This is a genomic window from Nguyenibacter sp. L1 (assembly GCF_035199985.1).
In the GTDB taxonomy this organism is placed as follows: Bacteria; Pseudomonadota; Alphaproteobacteria; order Acetobacterales; family Acetobacteraceae; genus Gluconacetobacter; species Gluconacetobacter vanlangensis.
The window spans coordinates 3280602-3302124 of the sequence record NZ_CP127015.1 but is presented as its reverse complement, the minus strand read 5'-3'; the positions used below and the strand labels follow the sequence as shown (position 1 = coordinate 3302124).

At 68.3% G+C, this 21523-nt stretch carries 20 protein-coding genes and 1 riboswitch; of the genes, 12 read left to right on the top strand and 8 right to left on the bottom strand.

Translation table 11 applies throughout. The features are described 5' to 3' along the window. Window positions 1–71 precede the first annotated feature (71 nt). Together QN315_RS14830 and QN315_RS14825 are read left to right on the top strand one after the other, a co-directional pair. Complete coding sequence (locus QN315_RS14830; RefSeq protein WP_408904643.1) at window positions 72–551, top strand: cupin domain-containing protein; 480 nt, start codon at window positions 72–74, stop codon at window positions 549–551. 8 nt (window positions 552–559) lie between these two features. Beyond that, window positions 560–1213 (top strand): endonuclease/exonuclease/phosphatase family protein, encoded by a 654-nt coding sequence (locus QN315_RS14825; protein ID WP_323990068.1) that lies wholly within the window; start codon window positions 560–562, stop codon window positions 1211–1213. Between the two features lie 60 nt (window positions 1214–1273). Here QN315_RS14825 and QN315_RS14820 read toward each other — a convergent pair whose 3' ends face one another. After that, on the bottom strand, window positions 1274–1813 hold the full coding sequence (locus tag QN315_RS14820) for a helix-turn-helix domain-containing protein (protein ID WP_246285655.1): 540 nt from the start codon (window positions 1811–1813) through the stop codon (window positions 1274–1276). Between the two features lie 521 nt (window positions 1814–2334). Between QN315_RS14820 and QN315_RS14815 the strand changes: the two genes are divergently transcribed. From QN315_RS14815 to lptG, 3 genes are all read left to right on the top strand, one after another. After that, window positions 2335–3666: a glycosyltransferase family 4 protein gene (locus QN315_RS14815; RefSeq protein WP_323990065.1), complete on the top strand. Its 1332-nt coding sequence runs from the start codon at window positions 2335–2337 to the stop codon at window positions 3664–3666. A gap of 156 nt (window positions 3667–3822) precedes the next feature. Beyond that, window positions 3823–4953: an LptF/LptG family permease gene (locus tag QN315_RS14810; protein WP_323990063.1), complete on the top strand. Its 1131-nt coding sequence runs from the start codon at window positions 3823–3825 to the stop codon at window positions 4951–4953. Beyond that, window positions 4950–6017 carry an LPS export ABC transporter permease LptG gene (gene lptG / locus QN315_RS14805; RefSeq protein ID WP_323990061.1) on the top strand — a complete coding sequence of 356 codons (1068 nt, stop codon included), beginning with the start codon at window positions 4950–4952 and terminating at the stop codon, window positions 6015–6017. Before QN315_RS14810 ends, lptG begins: the two co-directional genes overlap by 4 nt. 3 nt (window positions 6018–6020) lie before the next feature. On the opposite strand, the gene QN315_RS14800 is transcribed toward lptG, so the two are convergent. Genes QN315_RS14800 through QN315_RS14790 form a run of 3 tightly spaced genes read right to left on the bottom strand, consistent with a single transcriptional unit; the run spans window position 6021 to window position 8858 of the window. Beyond that, on the bottom strand, window positions 6021–6965 hold the full coding sequence (locus tag QN315_RS14800; protein WP_323990060.1) for a CDP-alcohol phosphatidyltransferase family protein: 945 nt from the start codon (window positions 6963–6965) through the stop codon (window positions 6021–6023). 49 nt (window positions 6966–7014) lie between these two features. After that, window positions 7015–7731: an NTP transferase domain-containing protein gene (locus tag QN315_RS14795; RefSeq protein WP_323990059.1), complete on the bottom strand. Its 717-nt coding sequence runs from the start codon at window positions 7729–7731 to the stop codon at window positions 7015–7017. Continuing rightward, window positions 7731–8858, bottom strand: coding sequence for an inositol-3-phosphate synthase (locus QN315_RS14790; RefSeq protein ID WP_323990058.1), 1128 nt, complete (start codon window positions 8856–8858; stop codon window positions 7731–7733). The genes QN315_RS14795 and QN315_RS14790 overlap by 1 nt, the downstream gene beginning before the upstream one ends. A 790-nt stretch (window positions 8859–9648) precedes the next feature. On the opposite strand from QN315_RS14790, the gene QN315_RS14785 reads away from it, so the two are divergent. The 3 genes from QN315_RS14785 (at window position 9649) to QN315_RS14775 (ending at window position 11248) form a co-directional block, all read left to right on the top strand. Then, entirely contained in the window at window positions 9649–10026 is a 378-nt protein-coding gene (locus QN315_RS14785; protein ID WP_323990056.1) for a hypothetical protein, read from the top strand. Between the two features lie 129 nt (window positions 10027–10155). Continuing rightward, window positions 10156–10335: a CsbD family protein gene (locus tag QN315_RS14780; RefSeq protein WP_176639768.1), complete on the top strand. Its 180-nt coding sequence runs from the start codon at window positions 10156–10158 to the stop codon at window positions 10333–10335. Window positions 10336–10549: 214 nt separating this feature from the next. Further along, window positions 10550–11248, top strand: coding sequence for an HAD family phosphatase (locus tag QN315_RS14775; RefSeq protein WP_323990055.1), 699 nt, complete (start codon window positions 10550–10552; stop codon window positions 11246–11248). Between the two features lie 13 nt (window positions 11249–11261). Here the strand turns inward: QN315_RS14775 and QN315_RS14770 are convergent, their stop codons facing one another. After that, a complete protein-coding gene (locus QN315_RS14770; RefSeq protein ID WP_176639766.1) occupies window positions 11262–11723 on the bottom strand; it encodes an Lrp/AsnC family transcriptional regulator in 462 nt (153 codons plus the stop codon). A 123-nt stretch (window positions 11724–11846) separates the two neighbouring features. Here QN315_RS14770 and QN315_RS14765 point away from each other — a divergent pair, with 123 nt between their 5' ends. Continuing rightward, window positions 11847–13301: an aminotransferase class V-fold PLP-dependent enzyme gene (locus QN315_RS14765; protein ID WP_323993542.1), complete on the top strand. Its 1455-nt coding sequence runs from the start codon at window positions 11847–11849 to the stop codon at window positions 13299–13301. A gap of 71 nt (window positions 13302–13372) precedes the next feature. Here the strand turns inward: QN315_RS14765 and thiC are convergent, their stop codons facing one another. Continuing rightward, window positions 13373–15337, bottom strand: coding sequence for a phosphomethylpyrimidine synthase ThiC (thiC, locus tag QN315_RS14760; protein ID WP_323990054.1), 1965 nt, complete (start codon window positions 15335–15337; stop codon window positions 13373–13375). 69 nt (window positions 15338–15406) lie between these two features. Continuing rightward, window positions 15407–15515: riboswitch (TPP riboswitch) on the bottom strand. Window positions 15516–15803: 288 nt separating this feature from the next. On the opposite strand from thiC, the gene QN315_RS14755 reads away from it, so the two are divergent. The 3 genes from QN315_RS14755 to QN315_RS14745 all read left to right on the top strand — a co-directional run bounded on the left by QN315_RS14755 (window position 15804) and on the right by QN315_RS14745 (window position 18595). Further along, on the top strand, window positions 15804–17174 hold the full coding sequence (locus QN315_RS14755; protein ID WP_323990052.1) for a sugar porter family MFS transporter: 1371 nt from the start codon (window positions 15804–15806) through the stop codon (window positions 17172–17174). Window positions 17175–17275: 101 nt separating this feature from the next. Then, entirely contained in the window at window positions 17276–17404 is a 129-nt protein-coding gene (locus QN315_RS14750; protein WP_323990050.1) for a hypothetical protein, read from the top strand. Between the two features lie 45 nt (window positions 17405–17449). After that, entirely contained in the window at window positions 17450–18595 is a 1146-nt protein-coding gene (locus tag QN315_RS14745; protein WP_323990048.1) for an aminotransferase class I/II-fold pyridoxal phosphate-dependent enzyme, read from the top strand. Window positions 18596–18618: 23 nt separating this feature from the next. Here QN315_RS14745 and QN315_RS14740 read toward each other — a convergent pair whose 3' ends face one another. Both QN315_RS14740 and QN315_RS14735 read right to left on the bottom strand, forming a co-directional pair. After that, window positions 18619–19962 carry a cytosine deaminase gene (locus tag QN315_RS14740; RefSeq protein WP_323990047.1) on the bottom strand — a complete coding sequence of 448 codons (1344 nt, stop codon included), beginning with the start codon at window positions 19960–19962 and terminating at the stop codon, window positions 18619–18621. Continuing rightward, window positions 19962–21320: a cytosine permease gene (locus tag QN315_RS14735; protein ID WP_323990046.1), complete on the bottom strand. Its 1359-nt coding sequence runs from the start codon at window positions 21318–21320 to the stop codon at window positions 19962–19964. Before QN315_RS14735 ends, QN315_RS14740 begins: the two co-directional genes overlap by 1 nt. Window positions 21321–21523 lie beyond the last annotated feature (203 nt).

The following is a 21523-nucleotide window of genomic DNA, read 5'->3' as shown; positions in this document are numbered from 1 at the left end:
ACGCGCACCGGACGCGCGCGAGAATTCTGACGACGATGCTCGCGATGATTCCACCAATGATGCCGGCAATGATGCCGGCGATGATGCCAGCGGACGCAACCGCGTCCGACGCCGCCCCGCAGGGCGTCTATTGGCACAACTGGACCGATTCGAAAGGCGTCAGCCACCTGACGCGCTGCCATTTCCACCGCTACATCCTGAAATCCATGTCGAAGCCGGCCGGCCCGCAATGGCAGGACCGGCTGCCGCCCGGCCGCACGACCATCATTTCGACCGTGCAGCCGGCGCACTGGGACGGCACCTGGCACCCGGACCCGACGGTGCAATGGATCATTCCCCTGCGGGGCACATGGTTCGTCGAGGCGATGGACGGCACCCGCGTGGTCATGGGGCCCGGCGACCTCTCGCTGGGCGAGGACCAGATGTCCCGCCGTGACGCCAGGGGACATATCGGACACAATGCCGGCAATGTCGGCGACGGACCGGTGACGCTGATGGTCATCCAGACCGACCAGGCCCCCACGGTCGACCGGCCGTGCCGGTTCCAATAGGCCGGCACATGCTGCGTATCCTCAGTTGGAACCTGCTGGTACGGCGCGGCGCCGGCTGCCACGACGTGGCCCGGCTGATCCGGGACGTCGCACCGGACCTGGTGCTGATGCAGGAAACGACGGCGGGCCTGGACGCGCTGCCGGACTTGCTGGGCGGCCGGTACCACCGCGCCATGGCGCCGCCGCGTCCGCACGCCCCGGCCATGTGGAGCCCGCATCCGGTCCAGGCGACGCAATTGATGCTGCCCGCCGCGACCCGCCGCGACCTGCCGGTCCCCATCCGCCGTTCGGTCGCGCCGCGCGCCGCACAGATCATCCGCATGGATGGGCATGATGGGCATATGGAGGGGCGCACGGGCGGACTGCGCATCGCGAACGTGCATCTGGACCATGGCCAGCGCGCCAACCGGCGGCAGATCCGCCACATCCTGTCGGCCTGTCCCGACATCGACGTCATCATGGGCGATTTCAACGCCGTCGGGCCGACCTGCCCGCCCGGCTTCACCGATCTGGGCCCGCGAACGGCAACGCACCGCATGTACGGTGTCCTGCCGCTGCGCCTGGATCGCTGCGTGGCGCGCGCCCTGCATTGCGTGTCGTGCAGCGCCCTGCCCTACGGCCCGTCGGACCACCGGCCGATCCTGGTCACGCTGGCGCGCTGACCCGGACCCGGCCGGGTGCGTCCGGGATCCCAGGTGCTTCCGAGATCATTATCCCCGGCATCACTGGCCTTGGCGCACGACCCGCTTTTCGATCCATTTCTGGGCCGACAGCTTGTCCGTCGCATCCAGCATCCGGTACAGCACCAGCAGGTCGTGCTCGTCGGACGTCAGCGTCATCTCATGGCTTTCGTCGTGCTGGTCGGTCAGGAACGCTTCCTCGGACACGCCGAACAGACGGGCCAGGCGCGGAATATGCTTGCGCGCGCTGCTCTCGCGCCCGGTCTCCCAGAACGCGACGGCCGACCGCGACATGCCCAGCCGGTCGGCCAATTGGTACTGGTTCATGCCCGCGGCCTTCCGCAGGGCCTGGATACGCTTGCCCAGTTGCTGCGCCGGCGTCGGCCGCGACATCTTGGCTCCGCCGATCCGCTCATCCTGCGTCAAGACCGGCGCGCGGACATGATGCATCAGATCGTCCGCATGATGCCGCGCGGCCGCAGCCGAACCGTCCGCGTCAAGCGCGCGGGGCTCAAGGGCATGGGCGGTGGCGCCGGCCAGCAGCAGGGGGTCCCTGTCGATCATCGCCACATTGTCTGTCATAGCCATTCTCCATTCAAAACAAGGTGGTGGCGGGCACGATCCCGGCCATAATATCTTCAAAAGAAATTACATTACGAAATTTGTGTTGATTTGATGGTCACCATCAAATTCGGGATTTAATCCCGGCCTCCAATACCCGATACTTCTGTACGACATGCCATTACCGGTGAGTCAGTTCCGGGCGACCGGCACCGAATGAGGGCCCGAGACCTGCGCGCGCAGTACCATCAGACGAGACAGGATTTCAGTGAATGTCAGGTCAGGCATGACCGTTGGCTCCTGAGGCGCGGGCAGGACGCTTTGTCCGGTAACTCACCTCTAGCGTCGCGGAACCGAGATGGTTGCACGCCCGCGCGAGATGCCTGATGCCACGGCCGCCACCCACCGGTACCAGCCCCGGCGAACGGCCCCGGCTCTTCCGGACAAAATGGTTCCGGATGAAGCGGTTCTGGACAGCAACCGGCATTCCCGCTCATATGCGCCGCCAGCCCGGCCTGGCGGGACGAAAAGTGGATTTCGACATGACACAGACCAGCCCGCCCCCCACCGATGCGGTTCAAGGCGGGGCGTTACGCATCCTGTTCGCCTTCGAAAACCCGCTTCCCAGCACCGAGGCCGACGCCGAGGTCTTCCTGACCACCGCGCGCTATCTGGCGCGGCTGACCACCGGGGCGGCGCTGCACGTGCCCCTGCCGGACCAGGCCGCATCCGCGGCCTTGCGGCAGGCGACGGGCCTGGCGGTGGCGCGGGCCTGGGCACCGCTCTCGCCGCCTTGGGCACGCCATCTGGCCTGCGGGCTGACGATCGTCTGGCGCAGCGCCTTCCGCCGGGCAGATCTCGTCTATACCCGCAATCTGTGGATCGCCTGGATGGCGATCCGGTTCGGCCAGCGCGTGGTGTTCGACCATTACCGGCCCTGGCCGGACCAGATCCCGCCGCTGCGCCCCTTTCTGTACCGGCTGATGTGCCACCGGCGCTTCGTGGTCAATATCTGCCATTCCGACTATACGCGGCAAAAATATCTCGAACTGGGGATTCCCGCCGACAAGCTGCAATGCATCCGCAACGGGTTCGAACCCGAACGGCTGGACGCCCCAATCGGGCGCGACGCGGCCCGGCGGGCGCTGGACATCCCGGCCGATGCGCAGACCGTGGTCTATACCGGACGGGTCAACCACAAGAAGGGACTGGCGGTGGTGATCGAGGCCGCGCGCCTCCTGCCCGACCTGCTGTTCATCCTGGTCGGCTCCTATGGCGAGGGCCCGATCGAGGCCATGGCGCAGGCGCTGCCCAATGTCCGGGTCGTCCCCTTCCAGCCGCCCGAGATCCTCGGCCAGTATATCCACGCCGCCGACGTGCTGCTGATCCCGCCGTCGCTGCAGCCGCTGGCACGCTTCGGCTCGACGGTGCTGCCGCTGAAGCTGTTCTTCTACATGGCGTCCGGCCGGCCGATCGTGGCGGGCAACACGCCCGACGTGCGCGAAGTCCTGCGCGACGGGGAAAACGCGCTGCTGTGCCAGCCGGATGCTCCGCCGGCCCTGGCCCGGACCCTGCGCCGGCTGCTGGACGATCCGGCGCTGGCCGGGCGGCTGGCGCGGACCGCCCTGGCCGAAAGCCACACCATGACCTGGGGGGCGCGGGCCCAGCGTATCCTGGACGCCATCACCGAACGGCTGGACATGCCATCCCCCCGGTCCGGCGGCTGGCGGGGGCCGCAACGCCGCGCCTGGCGCCGCCAGTCGCGCCGCTGGCTGGTTCACCTGCTGCGGACCGGCTCGCCCGTCCTGCCGCCGGACGGGCTGGCGGACCAGGCGGCACCGCGCCGGAACGCGGCCCATCGACCCGGTGTTTGACGGCCGGAAACCGGTTGCCTATGATGCCCGCCCGTCCGGAGACAGGGTGCGCGCGGCCCCGATGCCTGGTCTTGGCCGCGCCGGGACGGACCTGCCGGGACCGACAGCCGGAATTCGGCAGCCAGGATCGGCGCGCATCATGGACGGTATGCCCCTTTGATCATTCGGACCTATCTGCTGCGTGAAATCGGCAAGCCGATGGCGGCGATGCTGAGTATCTGCATGGCCCTGTTCGCCAGCTACAGCGCGGCCGATTTCCTGTCCGAAGCGGTCAACGGCCTGCTGTCCGCCCATACGATCCTGACCCTGGTCGCGCTGAAGCTGCTGATCGGGCTGGAAGTGCTGGTGCCGGTCTCGCTGTACCTGTCCATCGTGCTGGCGCTGGGCACGCTGTACGGCAATTCCGAGATCACGGCCCTGCATGCGCTGCGCGTAACTCCGGGGATGATGCTGCGCCATGTCATGGTGCTGGCCGGCGCCGTCGCACTGGCGGTGGGCAGCCTGTCGCTGATCGTCCGGCCCTGGGCCTATCACCGGCTGCACGACCTGTCCCAGGCCGCCGCCCTGACTCTGGATGTCGACGCGATGCAGGCCGGCACCTTCTATGTGGTGCAGAACGGCGCACGCGTGATCTTCCTGACCCGCCGCCAAGGCCCCGGCACGCCGGCGCGCGACGTCTTCGTGCGGATCCGCCACGCGAAGGAAACCCAGATCATCCACGCCGAACTGGGCTTCCCGACGGAAGACGGCCCGGCTGAAAACGGTCAGGTGGCAAAAGGCCCGGCGGAAAAGACCCCGCCGGAGCGCCTGGTCGTGCTGCGCAATGCCCATGTCTATGACATCGCCACCCAGCCCGGCGGCCAGGACCGGATCATGACGGTGCGCGCTCTGACCCAGGATCCGAACCGCCATCAGGCCGCCACGCCGGGCTATAGCTCGGTGGCCGCCGGCAGCCTGCGGATCGCCCGCTCGCACGACGCCGCCGACGTGGCGGAATTCCAGTGGCGGCTTTCGACGCCGCTCACCACCCTGCTGCTGGCGCTGCTGGCGGTGCCGCTGGCGCGCGGACGCCCGCGGCAGAACCGCTACGGCAAGCTGGGCACCGCGATCCTGATCTTCTTCGTCTATTACCTGCTCTACACCTCGGCGCGGACCTGGGTGCAGCATGGCATGGTCGGCACGCTGCCCGGCATCTGGTGGGCGCCGGCGATGCTGGCGGCCCTGGCGGCCTTCCTGCTGCGCGACCAGATCGCGGCGGGCCTGACGGACCGGGTCCGCCGGGCATGAAGCGTTTCGACCGCTATATCCAGATGGTGACGCTGCGCGCCTTCCTGCTGGTGGCGATGGGGCTGACCGCCCTGTTCAGCCTGCTGGAATTCGTCGACCAGCTCCCGCTGGTCGGGCACGGCCGGTACCGGCTGGCCGACGCGGTGGCCTACGCCGCGCTGCTCAGTCCCGCGCGCTTCCTGCAGGTCACGCCCATCGCCATGCTGCTGGCCTGCCTGCTGGGGCTGGGGGGGCTGGCGAAACATTCGGAACTGACCGCGCTGCAGGGGATCGGCCTGTCCGAGACGCGCATCATCGCCGCGGTGCTGCGCCTGGTGGCCCCCATCGTCGTGGCCCTGTTCCTGCTGGCGCAGTTCGTCGTGCCGCCGACGCGGCAGATGGCGCAGGAACGGCACGACAACGCCCTGGCCAGCGTCGCGGACGAGCGCGGCCAAAGCTTCTGGGCCCATGGCGACGACCAGTTCCTCAGCGTGCGCCGCTTTCCCGTCGAGACCCAGGCCGAAGACGTCGATATCTACCGTTTCGCCCCCGATGGCGGCATGACGGAATATCTGCACGCCGCCGGGGCGCGGATCGGCGCCGACGACGTGTGGATGCTGCGCGACGTGACGCGCAAGACGATCGCCGCGTCGCAATTCCGCACCGATCACCTGGACAGCCTGGCCTGGCCCGCCTTCCTGTCGTCGCGGCAGATCCGCTTCCTCAGCCTGCCGCCCGAAAGCGCGCCGCCGATCGCGCTCTACCGCTATATCCAGGACCTCAAGCGCCATCACCTCCCTGCCACGCGCTACGAACAGGAACTCTGGGCGCGGATCAGCATCCCGTTCGCGATGATCGCGCTGATCGCCTGCGCGGCGCCGTTCGTGTTCGGGCCGCCCCGCGCGCAGAATGTCGGCTATCGCATGGCGATCGGGGTGGCGATCGCCACGATCTTCTCGCTCGGGCAGGAAATCACCAGCCGCCTGGGCCTGCTGTTCGACCTCAACCCGGCGCTGACCGCGCTGACGCCGTCGCTGCTGCTGATGATGTCGGCGGCCTACCTGCTGATCACTACGCGGGACTGAACACTAACGGACGTTAACGGACAGGGCTCTCGCGGGCGCGGGGCGCGCGGGCGGCGCCTCGGCCGCCACGCCCTCCAGCGCCGCCAGGAAGCGCGCGTCGCACCGGCGCTGCCGGCGCAACAGCCCCAGCAGGATGACCGAGAACCCCACGATCTCGAAGGCGAAATAGGCCAGCGGCCGTCCCGGCAGCGCGCACAGAAAGAGTCCCAGCGTGCGGTAATTGGCCGACAGCACCGACCAGCGTCGCACCTGCGGCGCGAAGGCCGCGCGATAGCGCTGGCGAATGTCCGGCGCGCGGTCGGGATGGGCCGCCAGCATCACTGCCAGGCGGCCATTCAGCCCGCTTTCGCCCAGCGCGGTCGTCAGCGCCTCGATCCGGGCATACAGGCCGAACAGCACGTCCCCGGTCCGCCGGCCGGACGGGACGACATTGCGGGCCAGCGGCGACGCCCCCCGCCCCCAGCCCCAGAAATTATAATCCTGGCGCTGCCGTTCATAGGCCGCCGACTGCACGGCGTGGCAGAACCCGGCCACCGCCACCAGCGCCCAGACCCAGCCGCCATGACGCGGGGCCAGCGACAGGGCCAGCCCCACATAGACGGCGGCAAAGGTGACATAGTCGCACACCCCGTCCAAAATCTTGCCGGTCTGCGAATATCGGCCCGTCAGGCGCGCCAGTTGCCCGTCGGCGCCGTCCATGACGTGCCAGATCACCATCAGCGCGAAACCGACCAGCACGGCGCGCGGATCGCAGCCATGCAGAAAGCCGGCATGATAGGCGACGCCCGCCAGCAGCCCGGCCGCCATGCCGGCCAGCGACACCGCGTTGGGGGACACGCCCAGCCGCGCGAAACGCCGCGTCAGCCAGGCCGAGACCGGATGAATGACATACAGGTTGGTCGGCTCTTCGATTTCCGACGTCCGCCTGACCGGATCCGGCTGGGCCACGACTATCCGTCCCTGTTCCATCGCGTCTTCCCGGCTGGGGCGGCCCCCTTCAGAGCGCACCCTGCGCCATCAGGCGTTCGGCCTTGTCATAGGCCACCGGATCGTCGACATCGATCCATAGCCGGCCGCCAATGTCGCACACATAGGCGCGCCGCCAGCGTGCCAGCGTATTCATCGCGCCGGAAATACTGTCCTCGCCTTCCGCCTGGCTGCTTTCCAGCGCGTCGAACATGGCCGGCGTGCAGTGAAAGATCCCGGTATCGAACGCATTGAAATCGTCGATCGACTTGCCGATGCGTTCGATCCGGCCGTCCCGGCAGCGCACGCGCGTCACATCGTCAGGATCGTTCAGCATGCGCGCCACGTCGTAATCGACCCCCAGCGTGACGCTGTCGGGCCGGTGCGGCAGCGACGCCATCAGGCGGTTGATCCCGGGATCGAGCACATGGTCGCACATGGTCAGCAGGAACGCCCCGTCCAGGAACGGACGGGCGCACAGCACGGATACGCCGTTGGCCCGGTCCCAGGCGGGGTTATGCACATGGGTGACGCGCACGCCGTCGCATTCGGCCATGCCGTCCAGGGCAACCTGCAATTCGCCGCCGCGATAGCCGTTCACGATCACGAATTCATCGACCCCGCCGCGCCGGGCGCGATCGATGACTTCGGCAATCAGCGGCCGCCCCCGGATGGGCACCAGCGGCTTCAGCGGCCCCTTGTCACGCAGGCGGCTACCCTGCCCCGCGGCGACGATCAGGCATTTCATCAGGCGGGAACGGCCTGGACCGCATAGGTCTCGATAAAGGCCTCGACCAGTTCATGCGCCTCGTCATCGGTGTACTGGACCGGCGGATGCTTGCAGAAATAGGCACTGGGACCGGCCAGCACGCCGCCGACCCCATGGTCCAGCGCCAGCTTGCAGCAGCGGATCATGTCGATGGCGACCCCGGCCGAATTGGGCGAATCCTGCACCGACAGGCGCAGTTCCAGCTCCATCGGCACATTGCCGAACAACTGGCCTTCCATGCGGATGAAGCAGACCTTGTTGTCGTTCTGCCACGGCACGTAATCGCTGGGGCCGACATGGATGGTCTCGTCCTCCATGCGCACCTTGGCGACCGCCTGCACGGCCTCGGTCTTCGACGTCTTCTTGGACTCCAGCCGCTGCTGGTTCTTCATGTTCAGGAAGTCGGTGTTGCCGCCGGTATTCAACTGATAGGTGCGCAGCAGCTTCACCCCGCGCTTGGCGAACAGGTCGGTCAGCACGCGATGCACGATGGTGGCGCCAAGCTGCGACTTGATGTCGTCGCCGATGATCGGCAGCCCCTTGGCGGCGAAACGCGACGCGAATTCCGGATCGCTGGCGATGAAGACGGGAATGTTGTTGATGAACCCGACTCCGGCCTCCAGCGCGCACTCGGCATAGAAGCGCGCGGCCTGCTCCGAGCCGACCGGCAGGTAGTTCAGCAGGATCTGCGCGCCGCTGCGGCGCAGTTCGGCGACGATGTCGGCCTTGGTCGACTCGGGCGCGTCGGCACGCACGAAGGTACGCTGCGGGTCATACGCCGCCATGTGCTCGGACAGGCCGTCCAGCACCGCGCCCATGCGCACGGTCACGCCGCTGTCGGGCACCTCGGGCTGGAAGGTCACGACGCAGTTCGGGCGCGCGAAGATGGCGCGGCTGACATCGGTGCCGACCTTGCGGGCATCGATATCGAACGCCGCCACCACCTCGATGTCCGACGGGCGGTAGCCGCCGAGCGATTCGTGCATCAGCCCCACCACGTCCTCGGCGCCCCGCGCCGGGGTGTAGTAATGCAGGCCCTGGATCAGGGCGCTGGCACAATTGCCGACGCCTGCGATTGCGATGCGGATGCCGCCTTTAGTCTTCATACTCTATATACTCTATCCTGTGTACCATGCCGAAAATGACCGCGCCGCCGTCACGTGGCCGGCGCAACATGTGTCCTGGATTGTCCGCTTGCTGAACGGGCCGATACCGGAGGCGGGGAAGGGCGAATCGTCCAGCCACGTCATGACGCATCGACCCCGGCCGGTAAGTCCCGGGCCGGTAAATTCATTATCCCCGGACGGGGGCGCCTGAACGAAAACACAGCCTCCTGTAACGCGCCGGACACCATCCGGGCAAAACCCGACAAGATCAAGGTCCCGCGCCGGCAGGGCCGCAAAATTCGCTCCATTTTCCGCCGATGGCCGGCAATCCGGGCATGCGCCGGCGACATGGCCCGTCATCCGCCGCAATCCGACTCGGCAAGATCCGAAACTGTCGCTTTATGTTACACGAACGGATGATCGTGGAGTTAATTCCAGTTCATCTTCCAGGGCAGGAACCGGCCGTTCCGGAAAATTTTCCCGGCAAAACCGCGAAAATTCCGCCCTGGCGCGTCCGGTCATGTCGTGTCATCCCTAACATAAAATATCGCCAAGCTACATTGTCCCGCTGCAGCGATGGCACCGATTTACCCGCAGCCGACCGCCGGTCCGCTCATAGCGGCCCCGCTCATGGGCCCACTCATAAGCCCCACCCATCAGCCCCACCCATCAGCCCCACCCATCAGCAATGGCGATCCACGCTCCCGGCCGGTTACATACGGTTTCTTTCCCTGGCCAATCCGGGGCCACACAATCGGCCGACCTGACACTGCATCGTGTGGACCCGATCATGACCCATTCCCGCCTCCTCCTGTGCTGCCTGCTGCTGGCAGTTCCGATGCTGGCCGCCTGCGGCGACGATGGCGGCGATTCCGCCAGTTGCGGCCCCGGGTCCGGCCAGGGCGGAATGGGCGGCCATCATCGCTTCGGCGGCATGGGCAGCGGCATGGGCTTCGGGGGCGGAATGGGCGGGGGAATGGGCATGGGGGGTGGCATGGGCGGGGGAGGCATAAGCGGGGGCGGCCGGATGGGCGGCATGGGAATGGCCGGCGGAGATTTTTCCGGCGGCATGCCCTGCGGCGGCACGCATGGACGATCCGTCGCGGCCTCCGGCAGCGACGGCGACGGGGCCGGCCACGGCGTGACCATCGGTGACGAACAACCCTGATAGGGCAAGCTGATCCGGCATGCTCACAACGCCTTGACCGGACCGGTGCCGTTCCGAACCATCCGCCGTGCCGGACGTTGAAGCGCGTGCCGGCCTGCGGCCGGCATCCGTCATGACGGAGGAACGGACATGAGTGGTTTGAAGGATAAGCTGAAAGGCCATGCCGATACGATGGTCGGCGAGGTCAAGCGCGGCGTCGGCAAGATGACCAACAATCCGGGCCTGGAGGCCCGCGGCACCGCCCAGAAACTGAAGGGCGTGGCCGAGAAGGCCAAGGGAGCGGTCAAGAGCGCGGCGGACAGGTTCTGACGGCCTGCCCCCGAACGACTCGCGACAGATGAACCGGCTCGGGACCGGACGGCGCCACGCCGCCGGCCCCGCGCGTGCGTCGGCATCCCCAAAGGTTGCCAGGGAGTAGTTTAAGGGAAGTGGTTACCACAGGCCGGCCGGCCCGTTATGATCCCCGCTGTCCCCATTTCCGGGACATCTTCCCCAGCCCTCTTCGTCAATGACGGGATGAACGATGCCGGATGCGTCTCCTTTCCAGCCCCGCCCGATCGACGGCGTGATCTTCGACATGGACGGATTGCTGCTGGACAGCGAGACCCTGGCGAATGAAGCGCTGGTCGGCGCCGGGGCCAGCCTGGGCGTCGACATCCCGCCCGCGTTCTGCCGGCGGCTGGTCGGCGTGCCGGCCGATGGCTGCCGCGTCCTGGTGCGCGAGGCGTACGGCCCCGATTTCCCGCTGGAGACGTTCTTCGCCCGGCAGGAAGCCCATCTCAGCGCCCTCGTCGCGGCCGGACGCCTCGTGCTGAAGGCCGGCGTGGAACCGCTGCTGGACTATCTGGACCGGCAATGCCTGCCCCGCGCGATCGCCACCTCGTCCAGCCGGTCCCGCACCGACCATCATCTGGCGCAAGTCGGGCTGGACCGGCGCTTCGATGCCATCGTCACCCGCGACGACGTTACGCATGGCAAGCCCGACCCCGAACCCTACCTGACCGCCGCGCGGCGCATCGGCCAGGCGCCGGAACGCTGCCTGGCGCTGGAGGATTCGCACAGCGGCGCGCGCGCCGCCCATGCGGCGGGGATTCCGGTGATCGTCGTGCCCGACCTGCTGGACCCGACCGAGGATATCCGCGCCAAGGCCCTGGCCGTCATGGACGATCTGCATGCCGTGCTGGACTATGTCCGCCACGCTCGCGCCGCCCATCCGTCATAGCGACCCCGCCCCGTCACAGCGGCAGGTCCCGCCGGTCACAGATCGCCTCCATCGCCATGTAGGACGTGACCGTATCCAGTTCGACCTGCGCAATCAGCCGCTGATAGATCTCGTCGAACGCGTTCATGTCCGTGGCCACGACCTTCAGCATGTAGTCGTACTCGCCGGCGATGCGATAGAAATCGATCACGTTCGCAATGGCGGTGACCGCATTGCGGAAACGCTCCAGCCATTCGCGCGAATGATGGCGCGTGCGCACCAGCACGAAGACGGTCAGCCCCAGCCCCAGCGCCGCCGGGTCCAGCCGCACGGTCTGGTGCCGGATCAGCCCGCGCTCGCGCAGCGCATGCAGCCGCCGCCAGCACGCATTCTGCGACAGCCCCACGATATCGGCCAGCTCACGTTGCGACAGCGCGGCATCCCGTTGCAGGGCCCGCAGCAATGACAGATCAAAACGATCCAGTTTTTCGTCCATACCCGATCATATGACCCAAAATATCCCGTTTCAACGCAGAGAATGATAAAGTTTCTTCGCCATTTCCCGCCTAATTTCACCTCGGACATATCGCACGCGGACCATGACGGGATGGATGACAGGATGCCGGACCAGCAGAACCCTTTCGCCACGTTCACCGCCTCATTGCAGGCGCACGACCTGGCGGCCCTGCGGGACGGGGTGATCGGCGAAGGCGCGCCGATCGACGGTCCGTTCGGCGTCCGGCCGCTGCTCTATGCCGACTACGTGGCCTCGGGCCGGGCACTGCGGCAGATCGAGGATTTCGTGCTGACGCGCATCCTGCCCTATTACGCCAACAGCCATACCGAAGCCTCGTTCTGCGGGCAGCAGGCCAGCCGCCTGCGCCGGGCGGCACGGGCCGAAATCGCCCGGCTATGCGGCGCGGGCGCCGGTTTCTCGACGATCTTCACCGGTTCGGGCGCCACGGCGGGGCTGAACCGGCTGGTCCATCTGCTGGGCGCCGGCGAAGCCGGGGCGGCGCCCCTGGTGTTCATCGGCCCCTACGAGCATCATTCCAACATCCTGCCCTGGCGGGAAAGCGGCGCCGAGATCGTGGAAATCGCCGAGGACGCGCACGGCGGCCCCGACCTGGCGCAGTTGCGCGCGGCGCTGCGGGCGGCCGATCCGCACCGGCTGAAGATCGGCGCCTTCTCGGCGGCGTCCAACGTGACGGGCATCGTCACCGACATCGACGCGGTCAGCGCGCTGCTCAAGGCGCATGGCGCGCGGGTGGTCTGGGATTATGCCGGCGGCGGCCCCTACCTGCCGATCGACATGCGCGCCGGCACGCCGTTCGAGAAGGACGCGGTCGTGCTGTCGCCGCATAAATTCATCGGAGGCCCCGGCGCGTCGGGGGTGATGATCGTCCGCGACGCGGCGGTGTCGCGCCGCACGCCCACCTTCAGCGGCGGGGGCACGGTGCGGTTCGTCTCGCCCTGGGGCCATGACTATGCCGAGGGACTGGCCACGCGTGAGGAAGCAGGCACCCCGAACGTGATCGGCGACATCCGCGCCGCCCTGGCCTTCCTGGTCAAGGAGGCGATCGGCCAGGCGCGGATGGATGCACGCCATGCCGAACTCTACCGAAGGGCGCGCCAGGTCTGGGACCGCAATCCGAATCTCGCGATCCTGGGCAACCCGCGGGCCGAATCCCGCCTGCCGATCTTCTCGTTCCAGGTGCGCGACCCGCGCCATGGCGGGCTGATCCACCAGCAGCTTTTCACGCGCATGCTGTCGGATTGCCACGGCATCCAGGCCCGCGGCGGCTGCGCCTGCGCCGGGCCGTACGCGCACCGGCTGCTGGGAATCGGCCAGACGGAATCGCACGCCCTGCGCGACGCGATCCTGCGGGGCGAGGAACTGCGCAAGCCCGGCTGGACCCGCCTGAATTTCAGCGTGCTGATGACCGACGAGAAAGCCGACCGGATCATCGCGGCGGTGGACGATCTGGCGCGCGCGCCCTACCCCACCGCCGATGCCTACCAGGCCGACCCGGCCACCGCCCGGTTCCGCGCGGCCGAGATCCCGGCCGCCTGACCGGACGACCGGGTCATGACGGCCGGGCCAAAGGCAGTCAGCCAAAGGCAGTCGGAAACGACGATACCGGGTCAGTCCCCGACCGGCGCGCCGCCCACCGCCACGTCGATGTCCCCGCCGCCCGCCCGGAAACGCGCGCCCATTTCCGCCAGCCCGGCGGCGATCTCACCCGGCGACAGCCCCCCGTCATTTTGAACACTGTTATTCTGGGCCCGGGCGGCGTCGCGGATATCCTGGCTGATCTTCATCGAACAGAATTTGGGACCGCACATCGAACAGAAATGCGCCGTCTTGTGCGCTTCCTTCGGCAGGGTCTCGTCATGGAAGCAGCGCGCGGTCTCCGGATCCAGCCCCAGGTTGAACTGGTCCTCCCAGCGGAATTCGAAGCGCGCGCGCGACACCGCGTCGTCATGCAGCCGCGCCGCCGGGTGCCCCTTGGCCAGGTCGGCGGCATGGGCCGCCAGCTTGTAGGTGATCACCCCGGTCTTGACGTCGTCGCGGTCGGGCAGGCCCAGATGCTCCTTGGGCGTGACATAGCAGAGCATCGCGGTGCCGAACCAGCCGATCATCGCCGCCCCGATCGCGCTGGTGATATGGTCGTATCCCGGCGCGATGTCGGTCGTCAGCGGCCCCAGCGTATAGAACGGCGCCTCGCCGCAATGGGCCAGTTGCTCGTCCATGTTGGCCTTGATCTTGTGCATCGGCACATGGCCCGGCCCCTCGATCATCACCTGGCACCCATGGTCCCAGGCGATTCGGGTCAATTCGCCCAGCGTGCGCAGCTCGGCGAACTGCGCCGCGTCGTTCGCATCGGCGATCGAGCCGGGGCGCAGCCCGTCGCCCAGGCTGAACGTCACGTCATAGGCCCGCATGATCTCGCAGATCTCGGGGAATCGTTCGTACAGGAAGCTCTCGCGATGATGGGCCAGGCACCATTTGGCCATGATCGACCCGCCGCGCGAGACGATCCCGGTCACGCGCGCCGCGGTCAGCGGAATGAAGGGCAGCCGCACCCCGGCATGGATGGTGAAATAATCCACCCCCTGCTCGGCCTGCTCGATCAGCGTGTCGCGGAACACCTCCCAGCTCAGGTCCTCGGCCACGCCGCCGACCTTCTCCAGCGCCTGATAGATCGGCACGGTGCCGATCGGCACCGGGCTGTTGCGGATGATCCAGTCGCGGATATTGTGGATATTGCGCCCGGTCGACAGGTCCATCACCGTATCGGCGCCCCAGCGCGTGGCCCAGACCATCTTGTCCACCTCGTCCGCCACATGGCCCAGCACCGCGGAATTGCCGATATTGGCGTTGATCTTCACCAGGAAGTTGCGGCCGATGATCGTCGGTTCCAGCTCGGCATGGTTGATGTTCGCCGGAATCACCGCCCGGCCTCTTGCCACCTCGTCCCGCACGAATTCGGGGGTGACGAAATCCGGAATGCTGGCCCCGAAATCCTCGCCGTCCCGCAGGGCGGCGTCGCCCCGTTCCCGGCGCAGATTCTCCCGGATCGCCACGAATTCCATTTCCTCGGTCACGATGCCGGCGCGCGCATATTCCAGTTGCGTCAGCCTCCGCCCCGTCCCGTGCCCCGTCCGGGCCCGGCGGACGACGCGCCGGCCGTCGTCGAACGCAGGGGCCAGCAGCGCGCCCGTGGCGCCGCCATTATCCTCGCTCCGCACCTGGCGGGGCGCCGTCACGGGCTCGGCGTCGCCCCGGCGGACGATCCAGGATTCGCGCACCCGATCCAGGCCGCGCGCGATGTCGATCGTGGCAAGCGGGTCGGTATAGGGACCCGAGGAATCGTACAGGGTCACCGGCGGCTCGCCCGCGCTGGGATGCAGGTCGACCTGGCGGAACGGCACGCGCAGGCCGGGAAACAGCACGCCGGACTGATAGACCTTACGCCCGCCCGCCCGGGGCCCGACGGTGACGTCACCGGTCGCGGGAGCCCGCGTCAGCCGGCGCGGCGCGGCGTCCGCCGAAACCGTGCCCGCACCCGCGTCCGAAAAGGCGTCTTTGGGGTTATGAATGTTCATGGCGCGTTCCTCGTTGGCGTTCGAGGGGCCGCGCCGGCGCGAAATGTCATTCCCGCAACGCCGTCCCGGCGCCGCGCTCAATTCCCATCCCTTCGCCGGCATGACCCGGATCAGGTTCGACGGGTCAGGGGCTCGCCCCTCTCTCAGCCGCCCTGATGCGACTCCCCGGAGAACAGGACGAACCATAGACCCCCGGCCACGGGGCGGGTCAAGCCCGATCCATCCCGCCTCCCCATCCTGGCTTCCGGGCACTGCCCGATGCGGCGTCACATCCGCGAGACCGCCTTGGCGCGAGACCACCTTGGCCCGAGCCCCCCAGGCCCGCTCCCCGCGGGCGAAAACCGGCGCAGCAGGTTCCCCCCGGGCCGGCGTTTCTTCATCACAAATGCGTCGGCAGGCGGCAAGCCGGGCCTTTCTGACCGTGTTATTGTTTGATTTTCGTACGGTCGTTTCATAGATTGCAGGAATGAAACAAGAAAACCGATCAAACGCCAATTTGATTGTCGACGTGATTGCGGGAATTTCAGCCGCCGGTGGGTTATTATTCGGTTATGATACCGGCATTATTTCCGCCGCACTGTTGCAGATCGCACCGCAATTCCATCTGGGCATTGCCGGGCAGCAGATCGTCACCTCGGCGATCATCGCCGGCGCCCTGCTGGGCTGCATGGGCTCGGCCCCGCTGTCGGACTGGGGCGGCCGCCGCCGCACCGTCATGGCGGCGGCATGCGTCTTCATCGTGGGCACCGCGCTGGCATCGCTGGCCAACAATGTCGTGATGCTGACGCTGGCCCGCTTCGTGCTGGGGCTGGCGGTCGGCGCGGCGTCGCAGATCGTGCCGCTCTATATCTCGGAACTGGCCCCTGCCGCGCGGCGCGGACGGCTGGTCGGGATGTTCCAGTTGGCGGTGGTGTCGGGCATCCTCGTCTCCTTCATCACCGGCTACGTGCTGCGGCACGAAAGCTGGCGGCTGATGTTCGGGCTGGGCATCATTCCGGCGGTGGTGCTGCTGCTGGGCATGGCGTTCCTGCCCAACAGCCCGCGCTGGCTGGCCATGCGCGGCGATTTCGAGGGCGCGCGCGGCGTGCTGCGCCGGGTCCGTCCCACCCACAACATGGCCGAACGCGAATTGCAGGACATCATCGACGCCCATGACCGGCAGGCCCCCTGGTCGGAACTGGGCAAGCCGTGGATCCGGCCGGCCCTGGTGGCCTCGGTCGGCGTCGCGCTGCTGTGCCAGCTCAGCGGCATCAACGCGGTGCTGTATTATGCGCCGACCATCTTCTCCGGCGCCGGTTTCGGCCAGGGCTCGGCCCTGCTGACCTCGGTGGCGGTCGGCGTGGCGATGATCGCCGCCACCCTGATCGGCAATTGGGCAGTCGAGGCCATCGGCCGCCGGGCCTTGATGCTGCGCCTGCTGCCGGGGGCCAGCGTGGCCCTGTTCGTCCTGGCCATCCTGTTCCAGAGCGGCCGCACCGACGGGCTGCATGCCTGGCTGATGGTCGTGGCGCTGCTGGCCTATGCGGTCCTGAATGTCGGCAGCCTGTCGGTCGCGATCTGGATCGTGGGGGCCGAGGTCTATCCCCTGTCGGTCCGCAGCAAGGGCACCAGCCTGGTCGCCGCGTCCCATTGGGGGGCGGACCTGCTGATTTCGCTGACGACCCTGTCGCTGGTCCAGTCGGTCGGCGCCGGCGGCACCTTCCTGCTGTTCGGCGCGATCAACGCGCTGGCCTTCCTGTTCGTGCTGCGCTTCGTGCCCGAGACCAGGGGCCGGTCGCTGGAAGAGATCGAGGCCAGCCTGCGCGAAGGCAGCTTCGCCCGCCCGCCCATCGCATAGGCGACCGGCCGCACGAGGTCGGCAGGCGTGAAACCCGGGCAAGCGGCCTGACCGCCCGGGATTGCGACGCGCTTCACGCCCGCGCCAGGTCCAGGGTGGCGATGATCCTGACGGACATCGCCGACAGGCCCTATGGCGGCCCGGCCTTTTCATGCCGCGATCCCGAGGACCATATCCGGCATGTCGGCAGCCAGCGGATCCCGTTCGAACGGACTCGTTTGAACGGGTGAAGATGCGCTACGACCCGTCTCCCGCCTCTTGTCCTGGATGCCACGATGACCGTCCCCCGGATCGATCCGTTCCACGCCGTCACCCTCAGCACGCTCGCGCATCGCCTGGCCGCCGAGGGACGCGACATCGTGCATATGGAATTCGGGCAGCCCTCGACCGGCGCGCCCAAGGCCGCGATCGCCAGGGCGCACCGCGTGCTGGACAGTGATTCCATGGGCTATTGGGAAAGCCCGCCGCTCAAGGCGCGCATCGCCCGCCATTACCAGGAAACCTACGGCGTGACGGTAACGCCCGAGCAGATCTGGCTGACCTGCGGCGCGTCGCCGGCCTTCGTCATGGCGCTGCTCTGCTGCTTTCCGGTCGGCGCGCGCGTGGCGCTGGCCCGTCCGGGCTACGTCGCCTATCGCAACACGCTGCGCGCGCTGCATCTCGAACCGGTCGAGATCCCCTGCGGCCCCGATGCGCGCTTCCAACTGTCCGCGGCGGCCCTGGCCGCGCTCGATCCGCCGCCGGCGGGCGTCATCCTGGCCAGCCCGGCCAATCCGACCGGCACCGTGCTGTCGGCCGGAGAAATGCAGGCCATCACCGCGCTATGCCGCGCGCGGGGCATCCGCATCATCTCCGACGAGATCTATCACGGCCTCAGCTATGTCGGGCCGGTGCGCTCGGTGCTGCAGGACGAGCCCGAGGCGCTGGTGGTCAACAGCTTCTCCAAATATTTCAGCATGGCGGGCTGGCGGCTGGGCTGGCTGGTGGTGCCGCCGGCGCTGATCGATGCCGCCCAGACCCGGGTGGGCAACATGTTCCTGACCCCGCCCTCGCTCAGCCAGCATGCCGGCCTGGTCGCCTTCGACTGCCGCGAGGAGCTGGAGGGCCATGTCCGCATGTATCGCCGCAACCGCGACCTGATGCTGGAACGGCTGCCGGCGCTCGGGGTCTCGCGGATCGCCCCGCCGGACGGCGCGTTCTACATCTATGCCGATATCGGCCACCTGACGCAGGACAGCCTGGCCTTCTGCACGAGATTGCTGACCGAAACCGGCGTCGCCACCGCGCCGGGCCTGGATTTCGATCCGGTCGAGGGCAATCGCTTCATGCGCTTCAGCTTCGCGGTCTCGACCGACCGGCTGGAAGAGGCCCTGGCGCGCATGACCCCCTGGTTCGCCCGCGCGCATGAGGACGCGCGGTAAATACGCAGGGCAAGGCGGACCGACTACGCGGACGCCCGCGCCTCTCCCGCCCCTTGGTCCACTCCCTGGTCCGCCAGGTCCAGCACCTGCACCCCGTCCAGATCCAGCGTCGTGACGCGCGGCGGCGTGGCGGCGATCACCCGCCCGGCGCGCAGCACCGCCAGCCGGGCGGGCCGCAGGCGCAGCGCCTCGATCGGATCGGCCGCCTGCAGCACCACCAGGTCGGCCGGCCGCCCGACCGCCAGCCCGTATCCGTCCAGCCCGATCACCCGCGCCGCATCGCCCGTCACCGCGTCGAAACAGCCGCGCAAATCCGCCTCGCCCATCAGATGGCCGACATGCGCGCCCATCGCCGCGACCTCCAGCATGTCGTGGCTGCCCAGCCGGTACCAGGGATCCATCACGCAATCATGGCCGAAGGCGACCGGCAGGCCGGCCGCGCGCAATTCCCGCACCCGGGTCATGCCCCGCCGCTTGGGATAGGTGTCATAGCGGCCCTGCAGGCTGATATTGATCAGCGGATTGGCCACCACCCCCAGGTCGGCCTGCGCCATCAGCGCGATCAGCTTGTCGGCATAGGCATTGTCCATCGAATGCATCGAGGTCAGGTGCGAACCGGTCACCCGCCCCTGCAGCCCGAACCGCACGGTCTCGGCGGCCAGCGTCTCGACATGGCGCGAGGCCGGATCGTCGGTCTCGTCGCAATGCATGTCCACCGGCAGGCCGCGCTCGGCCGCGATCCGGCACAATGCCGCAATCGAGGCCGCGCCGTCGGCGGCGGTGCGCTCGAAATGCGGGATGCCGCCCACGACGTCCACCCCCATCTCCAGCGCCTGCGCCAGCAGCGCCGGCGCCGCCGGATTGCGCAGATACCCATCCTGCGGAAAGGCCACCAGTTGGATCTGCAGCCAGGGCCGCATGTCGGCGCGCAATTGCAGCAGCGCCCGCACCGCGCGCAGATGCGGATCGCCGATATCGACATGGCTGCGGATCGCCAGATTGCCCTGGGCGATGGCGATCCGGCACAGGCGATGCGCCCGGTCGTACAGGTCGGCTTCGTCCATCTCCCGCTTGAATTCGCCCCACAGCGCGATCCCTTCCAGCAGGGTGCCGCTGGCATTATGGCGCGGCCGGCCGGCCGACAGCGTGCTGTCCAGGTGGAAATGCGCATCGACGAAGGGCGGCGTGACCAGATGCCCCGCACACTCCATCTCCTGCCGGGCGGCGGCGTCGATCCGGGGCGCGATGGCGGCGATCCGCCCGCCATCGATCGCAATATCCACCCTCCGCCCATCCGCCAGGCGCCCCTGGCGCAGAATCAGGTCGAACACCGGGTCGCATATCGGACCGAATATCGGGTTGGGCATCACGCGATCTCCCGCACCGGGCGGATCACGCGGTCGCGCCGGACCAGCAGCGCCTGCCCGGCCGCCGCGGCCATAAACCCGACCAGATAGCCGATATCCACCCCGCCCAGCGCCCGCGCCACCGGCCCGGTATAAAGCGGGGTGGCCGAAAACAGCAGGATGGTCAGCACCGTCACCCCCACGAACAGGCTCGCCCCCGGCGCCCACCCGTCCGGCGCGTCGTCACGGGGGTGCGCACGGCCGCGACCATACCAGTCGGCCAGCACGATTCCGCACCAGGGTGCGATCCAGTACAGCGCCAGCAGCAGGTAATTCTCGTACAGGGCCGCGAACCGCCCCGCCCCCGCGACTGACAGCAGATAGGCCAGGCCCGCCGTCACCCCGGCGCTCAGCGGACGGCTCAGGCGGATGCCGGCGGACATCAGGGCATAGGCGGCGGTATTGTCGTTGGCGGCATTGATCGCCACCGACGACAGCGCGATCGCCGCCAGCGCCAGGGGCGCCAGCGGGCCGGCCAGGTGGCCCAGCCCGGCAATGACCGCGCCGGGCGAGGCATCCCCCATCGCCCGCGCCGTCAGCAACCCGAACATCTCCATCATCAAGGCCGAGGCGCACACCCCGCCGAAGGTCAGGGCAATGATGCGGCGCGGCGGCGTCCCGCGCGGCAGATAGCGGGTATAATCCGACGCATAGGCTGCCCAGGCCAGGTTGAAACTGGCCACCGCCCCGATCGCCAGCGCCAGGTCGGCCCCCCGCGCCGTCCCGCCGGCCACGCCTGCCCCGTGCGGCGGCATGGCGCCCAGATGCAGCAGCGCGAACCCGCCGGAACACGCAAAGGCCGCCAGCAGCACCCAGCCGAGATATTTCTCGATCGCCTGCACCACGTCGTGTCCCGCCGCGCCGGCCAGCACCTGCGCCAGCGCCAGCAGCCCCAGCGCCAGCCAGAACGGCAGCGCCACGCCGCAGGCGCGCGCCAGCAGCACCAGCGCGACCGTGGACGGCACGTTGTTCACCGCGTCCCACCCCACGCAGCTCGCCCAGTTGATCAGCGCCGGCACCCGCTTGCCCGCCATGCCGAAGGCCAGGCGCGAGGCCTCGATTTGCGGCAGCCCGGTCGCCGGCCCCATGGCGGCGCACAGCGCCACCGGCAGGCCGCCGATCACATTGCCCGCCACCAGCGCCAGAAGCGCCGTCCGCACATCCAGGCCCATCAGGCCGACCAGCACGCCGATCACCCAGGCGGACGGGGCCAGGTTGGGGGAGAAATGGCTCCAGAACACCCGGTCGATCGCCATGGTCTGCAGTGCCGGATCCAGCGGACGCTCGACGATCCCCCGCCCCGATGCCTCGATCCGCATGATGCCGCACCCGCCCTTCCGATCCGTGTCCCGGCCGAAATGATCCGCCAGGACGCACCGGATTGCAAACGCCGCGTCCCGCCCCCAGAGGCACCCCTCAGGGGACCGACAGGCCCGGCAAAGAATATTGTCTGGCCGCGAATATTGTCTGGCGGCCGCCCGTGCGGCATGACGGGGCACGATCGGCAATCCACCCTCGTTTG